The organism is Shewanella sp. SM55, assembly GCF_025654025.1.
Lineage (GTDB): Bacteria > Pseudomonadota > Gammaproteobacteria > Enterobacterales > Shewanellaceae > Shewanella > Shewanella oncorhynchi.
Genome location: NZ_JAKKRS010000002.1, coordinates 288990 through 304771 on the forward strand (window position 1 = coordinate 288990; position 15782 = coordinate 304771).

The following is a 15782-nucleotide window of genomic DNA, read 5'->3' on the forward strand; positions in this document are numbered from 1 at the left end:
AAAAAAACCGAGACAGTGAACATGGGTTCATTGTCTCGGCTTAAGGGTTTGGAGCGGATTGGAAAGGTTTCGGGATTAGCCAGAATTCAGATAGTAACTAACGAGTTTCAATTTTGTAGTGTGTGAAAAAAGCTTTTAATACAGGCATAAAGATATCTCTTTCATGCTCATCAAATTCATCTGAAAAATCAATACGGCTCTCATTTGAACTTGCAAACCCATACTCCCCCTCACTATTGATAAAAACATTAAATAGCAATGATTTAGACTTTTTATCTGTACCATCTAGCGATTCTAATAAATTAAACTCTACCTTGCCAACCAACCCATCGATATAGAAAGGCGTGATAGACATTTCAACATGTTTATTAAAGATCACTAAAAATGAATTTGGATTATGCGACATTCCTTTTGTAAACAACCAATCATTAAACTCACTGAATAATTCATCATGTTTGCCCAGGATTTTATTATAAATTTTAGTTGCAGCAATCAAAGAGATAGGCGTCATACATCATCCTTAAGTATTGAATTTTATGGTTATCTCTTAATGAGATATTGATTATCACTTAACTTAGTTCCACTGTGGTTTAAAAAACATGGGTGAAAGTCAGCACCACTATAACCTCCGTAACTGTTCTTTGCATTTATCCTTAACTGTAAAACTCGACGGGGGCCACTATCATCTTCGAGCCATTCAAAAAAATGGCCCATAACTTTTATCGAATCAGGGTCTTTAAAGTCACCTACAATTTTGAGTCTATCGATACATTGTTGCACCAGCTCATCTTCATTGAGTTGCTCACCAGAATGTAGTTTAGCGGGTGGAGTGACGGTGATCAGTTGCGCATTATCGGCACATGGATCTTGGCTGTAGGACTCAACACCATCAATGGTGCACTTATAAATTTCAGCATTTACATTTGTACTATGCAGTGCCACAAAACTAGTGAGTAATATCCATTTAATCATGTTTCAACGTCCTAACTGTTTAACAATTCCATTTTAAATTATATCATTTATCGAGGTAGTGGGATTTTCCCAATTACTGAGTTCCCTAGATGCATAAAACCGGAACCATCTTCAATTGAGCTAAAAATGGCTAGTTTTTTTAAAATTTCTAGTAAGGACGCAAGTTCCAACGGAGAGTCAGGTTGCTCTATTAATAGACCTAATATCTTGTACGCCGGATTAGTATCTAAACTTTTCACACAGTATTGATAACCTTCTAGCTCTTCGTATAACCTACTGAAATCACCTAGCTTAATCCCCTTTCTAGTATTCGCTTCAATACTCATTGCCCAAATTGTTTTTCTTCTTACAGGTACAGCATCGTCAGCGATGTTATTTGAGAGTTTATATTCAACCAGATAATGACCTTTAGGAAATTCAAGCTTTGGGTTTTCAATCATCTGCGCCAAAACTTTGGGGTTTGTGATATTTATTTTTATCGTATTGATGTCCTGAACAAATGCTACCGACGTTAGAACAATGCCAGTCGTACTAACTAGCCATTTTTTTAATGCGTAACGACTTAGTTTTTTTTTCATAATATCCATATTAACAATTTTATTTTTTTAGACTATTACACAAAAATTATATTTAAAACAACCTCCTCTGCTTCCTTGCCACAAATGCTGCTCTTTGCTCTGCCACTATCTGGCTGATCCGGCGTTCGGTGAGCCCATAGTCACGGCTTAACTGCTCTAGGTTATTGCCCTTAAACTCGCGCCAAATTCGGATATCCCGCAACGCATCCTTAAGGCGTTCGCCATTGGGGATGTAGATATCCCGCCCGCCTAGGTAGGCGCTTAGACTAGTGGCTAAGGCTTCGCTCACATTATCGGCATTATCAATATCGTATTGCTTTAGGGTTTGGCGCATCACGTCGCATAGGCTTTGCAAGGTTGAAGGCCAGCGACGAATGAAGTCCTCACGCTCATCGGGCTTAAGCGTGGCTAAGGTTTCGAGGGCTTGTTCCAGCTCGGCGGCACTGGTGGACAATAAATCCAATTGGTTTTCGGGAATGCTAACCGCGTTTAGGATGTGCTTACTCATGGCCATGCCCCTCGTATTGCGCGACGATCACTTCATAGTTTGCGGGACGTGTACCTGCTTCATTCATCTTTAGCCGTTCACCACGAGCAATAATGCGATCAATCAACACGCGCTTATGCCAGTTTTTCAGGCTTTCAAGCACTTTGTATGCTTGCGGTTCGGTCATCCAAGCGGTGGCATCCACGCCCTGGGTTTGGTTGTTAGCGATGCGGCTGCGTAGCGTCATACGACGCACATAGGCATCGAGCGCCGATTCACTGTTATCCTGGATAACTAAGTGGTGGCCCATGGTGATCCAAATGGCACGTATTTTATCTATGCTGGCCAATTTGCTTTTACCCGCAGCAGGACTTAAACGGCGTTTAACCGCTGTTTTATTGTTGGTTACAGTAGGTTTAAAGCCCTTTTGTTTAAACACTTCTAGCGTCTGTTCAAGCTCTGGCAAGTTCATTGCCCGCAAGGAATCTTTACCCGTGGCATTTTTCAGCATGGCGCGGTAGATGGCTTCATCGAGCTTCAATGTTCCCTTAGCCACATTGATTAAAGTGATCAGACGCTTCTTGTGTTGAGCGACTGGGTGCGCCTGCGCATTAGTCTGCACAGGGGCTTTTTGATTAGTTTCTAACATTCGTCATCCTCATCGGTTGTCGCACTGGATACTATCTTGATGGCTTTAGGTTGACTCTTAAGCTGCTGCCAATTCGGTGTTGCTGCATTTAAAAAGTTAACAGCCCATTGCTCGCGATCATTGCGTAGTTCGGCTTTGGTTTTCCCCTTACGTACATGACGAATGGGGCAATAATCCATGGCATATTTGAGTAAGCGTTTAGCGTAGGGTGTCATTCATCTTTGCTCTTTGGTTAGCTGCTCATCAGTGCCTAATCACTACATTAGACAGACCTCGCTCCATGCTATGGAGCGGGTTTCGCAGGGTTAAAGCATTGCTGGCTTTGGCTCTAGCAGTTCTAAATTATTGAGTGACTTCTCCATAAAAAAGGCGATCACAGCGCGGCGCTCGCCCGCAAACTCTTGACTTAACTCCCTAAGCGCATTGAGCAGCGCGGCGCACATCATCAAGCAGTAATGCGGCCTTTCAGCAGCTAGGCCACTTAGCTCGCTGCGCAGATTGTCAAAGCTGGCTTCAAGTAAGGTCGCTTGGCGTAATTGAAACGCCACACGATCGAGTGCGGCTTGGTTGTCATCGAATAGGTGTTGAATGCCCGATTGTGTGCTGAGTGTCATGATGTGCTCCTTGCCCACCCTAAAGGGTGCTGATATCCAGTGGTAGTTGGGTGTATTTGCCATTAGGCTGACGCTCATATAGGCGCAGGTACTGACTAGTGCCTGTGATCTGAATCGCGTCGGCTATGGCGTCCATGGCCCGTTTCCAGTTGGCATCGTCGATATCCAGCTGGCGCAGACTGAGCACTTGGTTAACGTCGATACGACCTTGTTGGTTTACCCGAAAGGCATGCTCAACCATGGCCATCAAGCGAGTATCCGCGCCACCGCTCCAGCTTTTAATGCAATCATCAATCAAGGTTTTAGCGGTTTGAATGCGTTCATCAAATACGCGGTGTTCACCCACTGCACGGCGCACTTGGTACTTGCCATCAAAGCTAGTAAGCAAAATATTGCCCTTACTGCCACCGACCTTAACGCCATATTCACTGGCCGATAGTTCGGCAAAGCCATCAATTTGCGCCATCGTCATCAGTTTGAAATTAAGCATCTGTTCACGCAGTTCTTTGGCTGAACCGACAATAGCCAGCACCACTTCATCGCGCAGTTTGTCCACGGCCTTAATACGGTCTTCATGTACCAAATCGCCTACCGCGTTTTTGCGGTAGCCCTGCGGAATAGCGGTTTGGCTGTGGGTTTGTACTTGTGTGTTCATCTTATTTGTCCTCATTCCAGCGCACTGTAACGCCATGAAATTGCACCGCCATACAACGGCAACGAATGCCTTTAATGTTCTCGATAATGTCCACGGCCATGCGGCGAAAATCAGCGGTTGGCTTGTCGATTTGCACGACTTTCACGCCTGAGTGGATCACTGTCATGCCGCGCAGTCTTAGGGCGCTAATCACATCGAATTTTGGGTTGTGGTGTCTCATCAGTTTTGTTCCTTCATCACTCGATTAAACTTGGTTCCAAGGTGTTTAAGCTCATCTTTGAGTAAGTTAATCAGTACCGATTTATCCTCCCCCGCTTGCAGTTGTAAGCGACGAATTGCTCCTTCGGCGTCATATTCGTTACGGCGGGCTTGGAGGCTAGACTGCACGCTAAAAATCTGAGCCATATCCAAACTGCTGCTAGGACAGCCTGAACGACAAGCGCGGTACAACTTGATGCGAATAGGACTGCCAGTGGTGCGGATATTGCGCTGGTGATCAAGGCACTCATTTAGGGGAATATCCCCCAGCACAGGGCAATGTACTGTGCGGTTCATGTATGCCCCTTCAACTAGCTTTTGGATGCGATCCATATCACCAGGATATTTGTGGTTGAGAACTTGGCTAACAGTGGTGCGGGAAATTTTTAGCTTTTCCGCCACCGCTCTTTGTCCATGTAGTTCGACCTGTTCGGCCATCACTTCAAGCCACTTCATAGTGGATCTCCTTGTTTAAATTGGCGTCGAAAAGCACTTTATATCGACGCTTCGGTGCGATGGGACCTGTATCTTTAATCAAGCGATATACGGCATAAACGCCTGTTCGCTCTGCAGTTGGCAGATGGTCAGAGCGACCTCGTACCATACGCACATAGCCAAACTTGATAAGAAAGTTGGTATAAACTCTGGCGGTGCTCATGCTGACTTCAGCAGTGGCCACCAGATCTGGGTATGAAAAGTTGCGCAACAAACGCATAGATTGCCAAACACACTGTTGCCCAGTGCCTGCGCGGTGTTTCTGCGCCCTCCCTGAACCACGATGTTTGTATTCAGCCTGCTTGCATGGTTTGTAACGCTTAGGGGTAAAGCCCCCTTTGAAACGCTCTGGTGTAGGGTATGCAGTAGGTTTTATACAGCCTTGTTTTTTAAGTGCTTCAATAATGCTCGAGCACTGATCAAGCGGTAGTTCGATGGCCGCTGCTAACTCATCCCTGGTGAAACTCTTTTGAGCTTGGGCCCATGCCCATGCCATTTCGGTTTTGTTCGTCATGACCTATCCCTAAAAATGACCTAACCCTTATTTGCTCTAAGTGGCGTGGGTTTGGTTAACGCCTAAATTCTAAAAACAATGGCTGGTCGCCCCAGTTGTCGAGGGTGACAATATCCATGTCATTAGCGATTGCGCTGCGCTCAATCTTCTCTAGCGCAGTCAGGATACGGCGTACCTCACCGCCGCTGCGTTTGCGAATATGCTCCAACAGATCATCGGCCACGGTAACTCGGTCATCTAAAAGCTCAGTAGCAAAGTTGTGAACGTCGGATAAGTCGGCTGGCTGGAACTCCACCCACTCGCTCACACGGTTGAAAAGCTGCTTGCGGTGACTGATACGGCGGGCGATTTCTTCCATGCCGACTAGCACTACAGGTTGTTCGGTGGCGTCATAGAGATCGCGAATGGTTTCCATGATTTTGTTTTGACTAACAATGTGGTCAGCTTCGTCGATAAACAGTGGCAGTTGGCGCTCATTCATACGGTCAACAATAAAGTCGACGCTTTTACGCATCGGATAAAGTATTTCAGAGCCCAACTCCTCCATAATTCGAGCGAGAAATGAGGATGGAGTGTCGGTTGCATAGCAACGCACATAAACGGCGTTCATTGCCCCTAGTTGGTTGATAAGCCAGCAAAGTGTGGTGGTTTTACCAAATCCTGATGGGCCATGGATTAAACCAATGCCTGGGGTAATGGATGAGCGCCCCTGTAGGTTCTCCATCAGTTCTAGGCATGCCAATACATTTTTAACTTCGACAATTTTGTGTTTCATAATCTATACTCCGTGGTGGTATACATAGTGTTAAATAGGACTTCCTCGTCCTTTCCAAAAGCCGCCAATCCTACTTGGCGGCTTTTTTTACAGCCTCTAATTGCCTGTCGAGCCTTGCGGCAAACATGCGGTATTTGAGGCGGTATTCTTTAAGCCATAGCTGTTCACGCTCACTTAGCTCACGCTCAAGCGTTGCAAGCGTTAACTCTTCGGCTTTTTCATGTTCGGTACGCATAACTGTGGCGTGATTGTGGTTAACTCTTTGAGCAACCTCGCTAATGGCTTGAGCTTGGTGGCTTAAGCTGGCGAGTTGCTTATCACTTTCACTACTGCCTTGGCCGTTTGCTTGTGCAAGTGCCGCCAGTGCAGGGTTATCGGTGGTATTAGGTTTAGGGGTAAAAATGGTTAAGCTGCCACGCTCAGCTGCGGCTTTGGCCAAGCCTTCGGCAGCTAAGGTATCGATGCCAAATTTTTCTTGTAGCTCCCTTGCTGCACGGCGGAAACTGGCTAGCACTTTTTTGTCTTCATTGCGTGCTTTGCGGAAAGCTGCCGGATCGATATCGCGGCCAATCAGGTCTAAATTCACCGCATCGACGCATTGCTGCCAATCATCTAGGGCATATAAAGTGGCGCGGCCAACATCGGATGGATCGAGGAATACGCGAACCCGCTTTCTGTCCCAGATACTTTCTTGGAGTTCGGGGGCGGTATAGCGGATATTGCCTGCACTCACGCTACCGCGAATAACCGTGGCATCGCCGACATGATTAAGTAATAAGTCGAGTGCATGGGGATTAGCTACACGGTTAGCGACATAGGTGCTTTCACTCATGACAGTAAAGGGCGTTTTACCTTTTAACGCGCCTTTAAACCCTTCATGCACCTGGTGCATGTAGTCATATTGAATCCAGTCATCGATCATCTTTTGCAGTGCTTCTGGCGTCATTGCAACTGATAAGGCTTCTTCTTTATTGGCGGCCTTGTTTTTGCCTCCGATACGTTGGGCAAAGGTTTTTGCTGATTCGATTTGCTGACGATCACTGACGTTATGGCCAATATAAGCAGGCAATAACTCAAATAGGGCGCGACTTAATGTGCCAAAGAAACGCTCGATAAAGGGCTTTTCCCATCCACTAAATGGACGGGTGCGGGATTGGTCGATACCTAAGATATCGAAAATGCCACTTACTCTTAAGCTGACGTAGTCAGAACCGTTGTCGGTACGCGCAACCCCATCGGCTTCCAGCATGCCCCAGTTGATTAGGCAGCGACGCAGTAATAGGCAGATGCCTTCGGCGTTAGAAGTTGGGGTGACTAAGACCATGGGGCGGCGGGTATAAACATCAACCGCTGCCACAACGGCATAACGACGTAGTTTGCCGTGGGCATTGAGCATGACATCCGTTGGTGTGCTGTCGAACTCCCAAACTTGATTAGGGCCACTGAGCCATGGGTACATGGTGCCGTAGAGTGGACGGTGCGAATTATTGTACGCATCGGGATTGGTTAGCGCGGTAAACGCGGCGATGTTGTCGCTATGCCAGCGACGTATCCAACGACGGATTGAGCCAATTGAAGGGACAATCCAGCCATGTTCTGCGGCTTTCTTTTGTGCTTCTTGCTGTTGGACTTTGTATTTTTCGAGCAAATGCGGCTTGCCCGTGACTAAAGCAATTAAGAATTGTTGCAGGTTTTTTTGCTCTTCCATCACGCTGACTTGCGCACCGCCCCGAGTATCAACCAAGCCCATTAATCCTTTTTCGTCATAGGCTTTTTGCCAGCGATATAGGGTGGCTTTTGATTGATTGCACTGCTTAGCAAATACCATGACACCTTCAGTGCGGCGACCGACTTCAACAAAGGGAGCGATGAAATTCGCCATGTCATTGAGTAACTGCAGACGCTCCATAGCAACTTGTTGCTTCGCTTTAGGCAGAGTTAAAAATTGCTGTTGTAAATCCGTTTTTTTAACGAGCTGACTTGCTGGCGTAGTTATCAATTGGCGTGCTGCTGCGACTTCTCGGCTTGTCGTATTTTTTACGGCTTGCTGACGTAGATGCGCCTGAGTGATAGGAGGAAGGCTACCAAGATGGTATTCAAATCCTTTGCTACCCTCTTTCTTTCTGGACTCCCAGCTTTCTGTCTTTGCTTTAAACCTGATACCCTGAACGGTTGTGGGCATGCCAGGTAATTGCAGAAGCTCTTGAGGGCTGAACCATGCTTTATTCATGTTCTTCCCTCAACAAGTCGCAGCCAATGGTTTTGCTGATTTCTTCAATTATCTTGCGAGATAAAGCGCGTTTTGGTTTACGCTGTTTACAGGGTGCAAACATCTTGATGCAGTCCTGAACGGTTCTCGGATTGAAGCCTTTAGAGACAGCCCATGCACGGCTAGTTAGCCCTTGCGCTCTTAGCGCTGCATGGATGTGATTGGCATTCTCTATTTTCATGGTATTTTTCCGTGTTAACATGATTACTCGCGCATTGCGCAACTTGCCAAGTGCGCGATATAAGAACGATACGATACTAAAAGACGCATTTCAACGTCTTTTAGTAACTTTCTTTTGAATTATTTAACGGCCCATTGGCCACAGAGGGTAAGGCGTTGATAGAAAAGCGCTTTATTTAAATTTAAAGTGAACACTAAAAAAGAAAGTGCACTTTCTTTTCCGTCAGCTGGAATAGAAAGCTTTGGAGAGCGTCTTAAAGAACTGATGGGCGACGAAAGCCTCAGAGCATTTGCGAATGCTATCGACACCTCAGAAGGCGGTGTTCGTAAATGGTTTACTCAGTCGACTATGCCCTCGTTTGATAAGATGGTTCGTATTGCTCGCCGCTATAATGTCAATCTCGAATGGCTATGTACTGGTGAAGGTCCAAAATTCCCAGGCGAAACAGCGGCATTTGAAAGTTTGATTTGTAAGACTGAAGAGTTTTCAGAAGAATATGCACTTATCGATGGCTACCATACTCAAGTCAGTACGGGCCATGGTGCACAGTGGGATAATGAACGAGTAAGGCGCAAACTAGCCTTTAGATCGAAATGGTTGCGTTACCGAGGGTTACAGCCTGAAAACCTGCGGGTGGTTTTCGCGAAGGGTGACTCAATGGAACCTACGATCCATTCTGGTGACTCGATCCTGGTGGATATCACTGACGCAAATCTTTCTGATGGCAGTATTTTTGTCCTGCGCATTGGGGATGATTTGTTTGCTAAACGTGTTCAAGTCCATATCGATGGCAGCATCACGATCATTAGCGACAATAAAGAGTATAGAGAGCAGCGAATACCTGTAACTGAACTAGGTCTATTGAGTGTGATAGGCAAGGTTGTTTGGATAGGTAAGGACGTTAAGTAATTCTCATATAGACGGCGTGCAGTTAATTATGAATGCACGCCACCTCAATTTCTCATTTAGCTAGAGAATCTTTTAAAGCCTCGTTAAACCCCAGTCAAACCCGCATCAACAAAGGGAATTGCTCACTTGATTTCAGCCATTCCCGTCTAATCTCGATTTCTCACATCACTAGGTCGGTTACAGGTAGTTAGTCGGCCCTAAGTATAAAGCTTACAAAAAAGCGCCTTTCGGCGCTTTTTGTTTATCTAATGGCAGAATAAAGAGTTACTTACGCACACCTTCAACCACTAGATCTAACTCAACATGGCTAGATGCTGGACCTAAATCCATCTTGATACCGAAATCTTTCATCGCAAAGGTGGTTGTGCCCGTAAAACCGGCACGGTAGCCACCCCAAGGATCCTGACCTTCACCCACAGCATGGGCCTTGATCGCTAATGGTTTAGTCACACCATTTAAAGTTAAGTTACCGTTAATCACTAAATCGCCATTTCCTTTATCTTCCACCGAAGTAGATGCAAAGGTCGCTTTAGCGAATTTGCCAGTATTAAGGAAATCTTCACCGCGAATATGTTTGTCACGCTCAGCATGGTTTGAATCGACACTTAATGTATTCACTGTGACATTCACTTTCATCGCAGTTGGTTTAGCCGCATCGTAGCTAAAATCGCCGCTAAAATCATTAAAACGCCCCACCACATAGCTATAACCTAAGTGATTCACTTTAAATGTAATAGAAGCGTGAGCGCCTTCATGATCAATCACATAGTCAGCAGCTGAAGCCGCCACAGGAGCCAATAGAGATACACCAATCAGTGCGCTTAACAGTTGCTTTTTCATTGTATTATCCTCGTTTAAATTTAATTATTCTAAGTAGGGTAGTGTCTTTATCGATAAAGTGATGTTTTAATGCGCCCGCCGCGTGAATAACGACCAGCGCGATCAAGCAGTAAGCCGCATACTGGTGAACATCACCCGCGATATCAGCTTGGTTTTCAAACAAAAGTCCCAATCCTGGTAGTTCAAACCAATCAAACACCCAGATACCACGGCCATCTGCGGTTGAGATTAAAATGCCAGCAGTCATGATGACAAAGAGCAAGATATAAATAATAAAATGCGCCAAATGTGCGGCCGTCTTTTCCCACGGTTTATGGCTCGCCTCAGGTACAGGCTTGGGATTAACTAAGCGCCATACCAAACGAAATATTGTCGCCGCCAATAACAGAATCCCAATACTTTTATGTAGATGCGGCGCAGTCTTGTACCAAGTACTGTAGTAGGTTAACTCCACCATCCACACACCGACTGCAAATAACCCAATCACGACGAACGCACTCAACCAATGGGTCACAATGGCGGTAATTCCATAAGCAAACTGACTATTTCGAAACATACTGCGACTCCGTACTCGCGTTTTCTTCATGCTATCCATGAAATAATATTCATTATCATAAATCTAAATTTAAAAACTAAAATCAGTAAAAATCGCTTATATCTTTCTAAATTTTAGGAAGTAAGCCAAAAATCATGCTCTGTGAGCACAAAGCTATAGTAAACATCAGTATCCCTCTGACTTGAAAAATACAGCCAACGAATGAAATTGAGCTGAATTCGCAAAATAAGAGATAAAAAACACCCAAGATGTGCATTAAACAGCCGAACGAGTGATTTATCAGGAAAAAGCACTTGCAGAGATCAAACACCCTAGCTAATATAGCCGCACTTCGAACGATACGGCTTAGCCAACGAGTTCAAAGTAGTTAACTAACGCTTAGTTTAGTTGCCCGAATAGCTCAGTCGGTAGAGCAGAGGATTGAAAATCCTCGTGTCCCTGGTTCGATTCCGGGTTCGGGCACCATTATTCTGTAGTAAAAATTGCAGTAAAGATTTAAGCCGGCATAGCTCAGTTGGTAGAGCAACTGACTTGTAATCAGTAGGTCCCGAGTTCGACTCTTGGTGCCGGCACCATATAAAACAATGAAACCACTCAATGAGTGGTTTTTTTGTATCTGAAATTTGAATAATAACTCACAAAGTCTGTGGTCAATCGCAACTGACTTACTCTTGATAATACCAGTAGGTTCCGAGTTCGACTCTTGGTGCCGGCACCATATAAAACAATGAAGCCACTCAATGAGTGGCTTTTTTGTATCTGAAATTTGAATAAAAACTCACAAAGTCTGTGGCCAATCGCAACTGACTTACTCTTGATAATATCAGTATGTCCCGAGTTAGACTCTTGGTGCCGCTGGCACTATATAAAACAATGAAGCCACTCGCTTACTCTTAGTTACTCCGCTTAGTTACACCCCATAAATATCAGCCAGCCATCAATCAAAGCTCAAAAATACCCACTGCGCCCCACAGCCCCTTGCTTGCAACAGATGAGCTTAAACCTTAATTTTTCCTCCAAAATAGAAGATAAATGAATGAGGAAGCTAGGATAAACAGCCAAAAGGAACACCTACTGGCGTTAAAGTGCTGAAACTTTCAGCGGTAAAATAAGGGGAAAACGAAAGAATCAAATAAATAAGCGCATTTTGTTTAATAGTTAATCAGTCACTTAAAAAGGGCTTGCACAGCTAAAGCGAGCACTATATTATACGCGCACTTTGAGCGAACAAGGTCTTCACGACTTAGTTCAAAGTAGTTAACTAACGCTTAGTTTAGTTGCCCGAATAGCTCAGTCGGTAGAGCAGAGGATTGAAAATCCTCGTGTCCCTGGTTCGATTCCGGGTTCGGGCACCATTATTGTGTAGTAAAAATTGCAGTAAAGATTTAAGCCGGCATAGCTCAGTTGGTAGAGCAACTGACTTGTAATCAGTAGGTCCCGAGTTCGACTCTTGGTGCCGGCACCATATAAACAAAAAAGCCACTCAATGAGTGGCTTTTTTGTATCTGTTTTTTGTATCTGAAATTTGAAGTGTTCAGTACAAAGCGCAACTGACTTACTCTCGATAATTTCAGCAGGTCCCGAGTTCGACTCTTGGTGCCGGCACCATATAAACAAAAAAGCCACTCAATGAGTGGCTTCGTTGTATCTGAAATTTGAAGTGTTTCAAAGCAAAACACAACGAACTTCCCTCAGTCATAACTGATAGCGCCCTCAATACTGGCACAATAAACGTTCAAATCGAGCGTTAAGATAATTTATTGACTTCATGCAACAGACAATCACTTAATCCTTTACCCCTATAAATGATAGTTTTATATTCGCCACATAAAAAAGCCACTCATTATTGAGTGGCTTTGCGTTCTTATACAAACTATCTAGTTCCAAATGACTCAATCGTGCTTATTTGATGAGCTCGAGTGGCATAGGCCTATCACCTGCTTGAACTTGATGTTGAACATGGCGCCACCCTTGAGTGAGCTCACTTAGATGTGCTTTTCTCTCGGGGAAATGTGTAGCAAGTTTTTCGATAACATCGATTTGCTTCTTACACAATAATGACCAACGATCTGCATTTGATAAGTACATGGCGTTTTCCTTAACTGAGGGGTTACTTTTCCTTAGCCAGTTAAGTCTAGGCTGGAATCATTTTATTGCCAATTCAAAATTGCGCGTTAGCGCACTGTTAAAACAACTAACTCGGGAGTATCTTGGTTCTATAAACATAAGATAGGAGGCGTTATGACAGCCGATATTTTCAAACTCATTTTTGTCGCTATTGGTATATTTCTCGTTTACAAACTGATATTTGGTGGCAAGAAAGGTCTGACTATTTTTGAAATGCATTTTAAAGATGGCCGTATGACTCAGCATAAGGGCAAGATCCCCGAACGATTCGAACGGGAATGCCGCCAAATCGCTAAAACCGAAAAACTGACTTGTACTGTTAGGGCTGAAAAATCAGGAGATGTACGCTTACACATTTCTGCCAACGTGAGTGACAATGTAAAGCAAAGGATTCGTAATCTGTTTCCGTTTGAATATTATGACAAAAAATCGATAGATAACAGTCGTCAAGCGGGTTAGTTCTTCGCCTCTCCCCTAGCAACCTTAATACTTGCTATTGATAGTTAAGTATTGAGGTTGCAGTGAGTTCCTAACACATTTTCTTATTTAAACTTAACTGGATACCTAGGTTTTAGAAAATCGGATTCTAACTGACCGTCTTTTCTCGCATCTCGAATACGACGTTCATTATCTTGCACCATAGGATCGCTTGCGGGTTGATGAGGATCGACTTGTTTCTCAGAATGATCCTCAAACTTAAAGTCAAAAGATGAACAAGCAGTTAACGACAGACTAAAAAATACTCCCCATAAAACAACGTGTTTATTCATCGACTACCCCCTATCTATTTAGACTTAGACTTAAGCTCAGATTAATTAAATTTTAACAATGGGTTGCAATAACCTTACCCCCATATATCACTTATGCCACTAGCAAAAATGCCTAGCTGCAACTTTGGTTTGACTTCAACACTTTAATGCAGAAAAAAGGGGGTTATTAGCCAAGCTATTCTGTTTAAGCCAATTTAAGTCTTAATCAACATTTAAGCCTTAATCAACAGAGTGAATCCAAGACAAACTGGGGTAAGCCAACTTAACTAAAAATTGCTGAGACTATTTTTGAATAACTAAAGTGACTTTAGCAACTGTGATGCCAAACTTAATAATATCGCTCTGATTTATAATAGTATTATCATTCACTAAGAACATCCAATCGTCGAAATGAACTTGATATTCCTCGCCATCCACGGGTAATAACATATCGTATTTCCAACGTAGCGCACTGCCGCTAGATTGGCCATCGGCAGTCCCGATAATGTCACCTGCAGTTCCTGAGTATCGCCCTTCCCCTAGTGCCTTGATGCGCCACACACGAGTTTGAGTTTCACCATCATCATACACAAACCATTCATTAATGACCCCATCACTTCCCTGCCAACTGGCTTCCATAATGACATTGAATTTGCGGATTACTTTGCCACTAAAATCTTGTACGACCCCAGAGGCTTTTAATGGTCCATTAAAAAATGACTCCAAAACCAATGTCGGATGAGTATCTTTATAATCAGTCACTTCCACCGATGAACAACTCGACAACAGCCCTATCATTATTAAACCTAAAAATAACTTTCGGCCGACAAGCCGTTTCAACAATCGCATGGTTTTTCTCCGAGTAATTGCGCCCGTAAACTCGGACGGCTAGTGTCTTTCGATAACCAAATCGCTAAAAATGCCTCAGCAAAATTAGCATCATTGATAATGTCGAGTGGTTGATGATTAAAGAAAAACTGACTCGTTTGTCCATCTATCACCTTAAAACTTAAATGGTCGCCCTGCTTCACATCGGGCCAAGTCGCATTTAATAAACCCAACCAACGTTGGATATCATTTTCGGCAAACGCTAGATGCTGCCATTGATCTTTTGTCGCTTCGAGCAAATCCTCTGACTCAATATCTCGATAATATTCAATATCTAGCAGCAGAGGATATTGCCCCTGTTGATAACGGCCATTTACCGTCATCAGTCTCGCCTTATACAAACTAAACCACAGCCAATCCATTTCTCCGCGGCCCACTTCCTGAAAAGTCTGCGTCACATCGGCGGCATCATTCAGTTCGATAGTAATGTTTTCAAAATCAGGCGTTTTCGCCTCTAACGCTTTTAAAGGTGCGGCCAATAAACTAAGGGCCAATAGACTTAAGCAGCTTGAATTCAAAAATGAAAAACCAAAATTTGGGCTACGATTACGAACTGACGACATGGGATCCCCCTTTTACTGCATGATGTCTTACAACAGGTACTTAACTAAAAACGGCATAATGACTTAACCGCGATCAATTCCTACAACTCAATAATTAACGCCCAAACACAGTAAAAGAACGCGCTTTAGTGCTTCGATTAAATCCATAGGGATTAGCAAGTTGGATTAAAAATGGCAGCAAGACTAGCCAAACCAAAAATAACACCACAGCAGAAATGACATTACCATAGGGCAAACTCACGGCATTAAATTGTGCGCCAGCCAAATAGCTTAACCCGCCAAAAATGCCCCCGAGTAACGCCTGAAATATCAGCGGTAAAGGTCGCATAAAGGCCAAACTATGATTCAGGGTCAAAGCAAAATGCAGCCACAGGCAACCAAGCCACCAAGGGAAAAGAGCAAACTCAAACACCCCTAAAACAGAGAGTACTGTATCTACGCCTATTCCTAAGGCTGCAACCTTTAGCATCAATAGCAAATCCACTTTGCGATACTCGTGCTTACCTAATGAAGCTAGCAGGATAAAGTGAGCTAATAACAAAGGGATAGTTAACAACAGTGAGGTGTTAAGCCAAAGTACGCTAGCCCACCACACAGCCTGAAAACTCAAGGCGTTATAGAGAATAAAGCCCTGATGTTTAAAAGGAACCCGAGAGTTAGCTAACATGGACTTCATCTTTGCCTCACTTTTATCTTGCTGCAA

23 protein-coding genes, 4 tRNA genes and 1 other RNA gene are annotated in these 15782 nt (G+C 44.1%); 6 read left to right on the forward strand and 22 right to left on the reverse strand.

Annotation, left to right across the window (positions count from 1 at the left end; genetic code table 11):
- Window positions 1–97: 97 nt before the first annotated feature.
- From L5L91_RS04515 to L5L91_RS04585, 15 genes are all read right to left on the reverse strand, one after another.
- A complete protein-coding gene (locus tag L5L91_RS04515; RefSeq protein ID WP_263235768.1) occupies window positions 98–511 on the reverse strand; it encodes a hypothetical protein in 414 nt (137 codons plus the stop codon).
- A gap of 29 nt (window positions 512–540) precedes the next feature.
- Window positions 541–972 carry a hypothetical protein gene (locus L5L91_RS04520; RefSeq protein WP_263176018.1) on the reverse strand — a complete coding sequence of 144 codons (432 nt, stop codon included), beginning with the start codon at window positions 970–972 and terminating at the stop codon, window positions 541–543.
- Window positions 973–1019: 47 nt separating this feature from the next.
- On the reverse strand, window positions 1020–1550 hold the full coding sequence (locus L5L91_RS04525; protein WP_263235769.1) for a hypothetical protein: 531 nt from the start codon (window positions 1548–1550) through the stop codon (window positions 1020–1022).
- 52 nt (window positions 1551–1602) lie between these two features.
- Window positions 1603–2058, reverse strand: a complete 456-nt coding sequence (locus L5L91_RS04530; RefSeq protein ID WP_219233598.1) for a Mor transcription activator family protein — start codon at window positions 2056–2058, stop codon at window positions 1603–1605.
- Window positions 2051–2686: a gp16 family protein gene (locus L5L91_RS04535; RefSeq protein ID WP_263235770.1), complete on the reverse strand. Its 636-nt coding sequence runs from the start codon at window positions 2684–2686 to the stop codon at window positions 2051–2053. The genes L5L91_RS04530 and L5L91_RS04535 overlap by 8 nt, the downstream gene beginning before the upstream one ends.
- The gene (locus tag L5L91_RS04540) at window positions 2680–2901 is read right to left on the reverse strand and encodes a hypothetical protein (RefSeq protein WP_263235771.1); all 222 of its coding nucleotides are present in this window, start codon (window positions 2899–2901) and stop codon (window positions 2680–2682) included. The genes L5L91_RS04535 and L5L91_RS04540 overlap by 7 nt, the downstream gene beginning before the upstream one ends.
- 15 nt (window positions 2902–2916) lie before the next feature.
- Window positions 2917–2989: hammerhead ribozyme type II (locus L5L91_RS04545), an RNA gene on the reverse strand.
- A 2-nt stretch (window positions 2990–2991) separates the two neighbouring features.
- Entirely contained in the window at window positions 2992–3300 is a 309-nt protein-coding gene (locus tag L5L91_RS04550) for a hypothetical protein (RefSeq protein ID WP_263235773.1), read from the reverse strand.
- 19 nt (window positions 3301–3319) lie between these two features.
- A complete protein-coding gene (locus L5L91_RS04555) occupies window positions 3320–3955 on the reverse strand; it encodes a DUF3164 family protein (RefSeq protein ID WP_263235774.1) in 636 nt (211 codons plus the stop codon).
- A gap of 1 nt (window position 3956) precedes the next feature.
- The gene (locus L5L91_RS04560; protein ID WP_263235776.1) at window positions 3957–4175 is read right to left on the reverse strand and encodes a hypothetical protein; all 219 of its coding nucleotides are present in this window, start codon (window positions 4173–4175) and stop codon (window positions 3957–3959) included.
- Window positions 4175–4669 carry a helix-turn-helix domain-containing protein gene (locus L5L91_RS04565; RefSeq protein ID WP_212600757.1) on the reverse strand — a complete coding sequence of 165 codons (495 nt, stop codon included), beginning with the start codon at window positions 4667–4669 and terminating at the stop codon, window positions 4175–4177. Before L5L91_RS04565 ends, L5L91_RS04560 begins: the two co-directional genes overlap by 1 nt.
- Window positions 4656–5222 (reverse strand): hypothetical protein, encoded by a 567-nt coding sequence (locus L5L91_RS04570; protein WP_212600758.1) that lies wholly within the window; start codon window positions 5220–5222, stop codon window positions 4656–4658. The genes L5L91_RS04565 and L5L91_RS04570 overlap by 14 nt, the downstream gene beginning before the upstream one ends.
- 55 nt (window positions 5223–5277) lie before the next feature.
- Window positions 5278–5997: an AAA family ATPase gene (locus L5L91_RS04575; RefSeq protein WP_173497580.1), complete on the reverse strand. Its 720-nt coding sequence runs from the start codon at window positions 5995–5997 to the stop codon at window positions 5278–5280.
- A gap of 70 nt (window positions 5998–6067) precedes the next feature.
- The gene (locus tag L5L91_RS04580; RefSeq protein WP_263235779.1) at window positions 6068–8227 is read right to left on the reverse strand and encodes a DNA-binding protein; all 2160 of its coding nucleotides are present in this window, start codon (window positions 8225–8227) and stop codon (window positions 6068–6070) included.
- Window positions 8220–8447 (reverse strand): Mu phage regulator Ner, encoded by a 228-nt coding sequence (locus L5L91_RS04585; RefSeq protein WP_011070967.1) that lies wholly within the window; start codon window positions 8445–8447, stop codon window positions 8220–8222. The genes L5L91_RS04580 and L5L91_RS04585 overlap by 8 nt, the downstream gene beginning before the upstream one ends.
- Window positions 8448–8633: 186 nt before the next feature.
- Here L5L91_RS04585 and L5L91_RS04590 point away from each other — a divergent pair, with 186 nt between their 5' ends.
- A complete protein-coding gene (locus L5L91_RS04590) occupies window positions 8634–9356 on the forward strand; it encodes a helix-turn-helix transcriptional regulator (protein ID WP_263235780.1) in 723 nt (240 codons plus the stop codon).
- A 264-nt stretch (window positions 9357–9620) separates the two neighbouring features.
- Here L5L91_RS04590 and L5L91_RS04595 read toward each other — a convergent pair whose 3' ends face one another.
- Both L5L91_RS04595 and L5L91_RS04600 read right to left on the reverse strand, forming a co-directional pair.
- Window positions 9621–10196 (reverse strand): YceI family protein, encoded by a 576-nt coding sequence (locus L5L91_RS04595; protein WP_028761297.1) that lies wholly within the window; start codon window positions 10194–10196, stop codon window positions 9621–9623.
- Between the two features lie 4 nt (window positions 10197–10200).
- Entirely contained in the window at window positions 10201–10752 is a 552-nt protein-coding gene (locus L5L91_RS04600) for a cytochrome b (RefSeq protein WP_263235781.1), read from the reverse strand.
- Window positions 10753–11141: 389 nt separating this feature from the next.
- Here L5L91_RS04600 and L5L91_RS04605 point away from each other — a divergent pair.
- From L5L91_RS04605 to L5L91_RS04620, 4 genes are all read left to right on the forward strand, one after another.
- Window positions 11142–11217 (forward strand) — tRNA-Phe (locus L5L91_RS04605).
- Window positions 11218–11251: 34 nt separating this feature from the next.
- Window positions 11252–11327 (forward strand) — tRNA-Thr (locus L5L91_RS04610).
- Between the two features lie 704 nt (window positions 11328–12031).
- Window positions 12032–12107: transfer RNA gene (locus L5L91_RS04615), tRNA-Phe, on the forward strand.
- A 34-nt stretch (window positions 12108–12141) separates the two neighbouring features.
- Window positions 12142–12217: transfer RNA gene (locus L5L91_RS04620), tRNA-Thr, on the forward strand.
- 437 nt (window positions 12218–12654) lie between these two features.
- Here the strand turns inward: L5L91_RS04620 and L5L91_RS04625 are convergent.
- Window positions 12655–12840 (reverse strand): hypothetical protein, encoded by a 186-nt coding sequence (locus tag L5L91_RS04625; protein WP_105251863.1) that lies wholly within the window; start codon window positions 12838–12840, stop codon window positions 12655–12657.
- Window positions 12841–12993: 153 nt separating this feature from the next.
- Between L5L91_RS04625 and L5L91_RS04630 the strand changes: the two genes are divergently transcribed.
- A complete protein-coding gene (locus L5L91_RS04630) occupies window positions 12994–13338 on the forward strand; it encodes a DUF3634 family protein (protein WP_105251862.1) in 345 nt (114 codons plus the stop codon).
- Between the two features lie 83 nt (window positions 13339–13421).
- Here the strand turns inward: L5L91_RS04630 and L5L91_RS04635 are convergent, their stop codons facing one another.
- From L5L91_RS04635 to L5L91_RS04650, 4 genes are all read right to left on the reverse strand, one after another.
- Window positions 13422–13649 carry a hypothetical protein gene (locus L5L91_RS04635; protein ID WP_131523646.1) on the reverse strand — a complete coding sequence of 76 codons (228 nt, stop codon included), beginning with the start codon at window positions 13647–13649 and terminating at the stop codon, window positions 13422–13424.
- A 282-nt stretch (window positions 13650–13931) separates the two neighbouring features.
- A complete protein-coding gene (locus tag L5L91_RS04640; protein ID WP_263162114.1) occupies window positions 13932–14477 on the reverse strand; it encodes a DUF3833 domain-containing protein in 546 nt (181 codons plus the stop codon).
- Entirely contained in the window at window positions 14465–15079 is a 615-nt protein-coding gene (locus L5L91_RS04645; protein ID WP_263235782.1) for a chalcone isomerase family protein, read from the reverse strand. Before L5L91_RS04645 ends, L5L91_RS04640 begins: the two co-directional genes overlap by 13 nt.
- Window positions 15080–15173: 94 nt before the next feature.
- Window positions 15174–15755 (reverse strand): DUF2878 domain-containing protein, encoded by a 582-nt coding sequence (locus L5L91_RS04650; RefSeq protein ID WP_263235784.1) that lies wholly within the window; start codon window positions 15753–15755, stop codon window positions 15174–15176.
- Window positions 15756–15782: the final 27 nt, after the last annotated feature.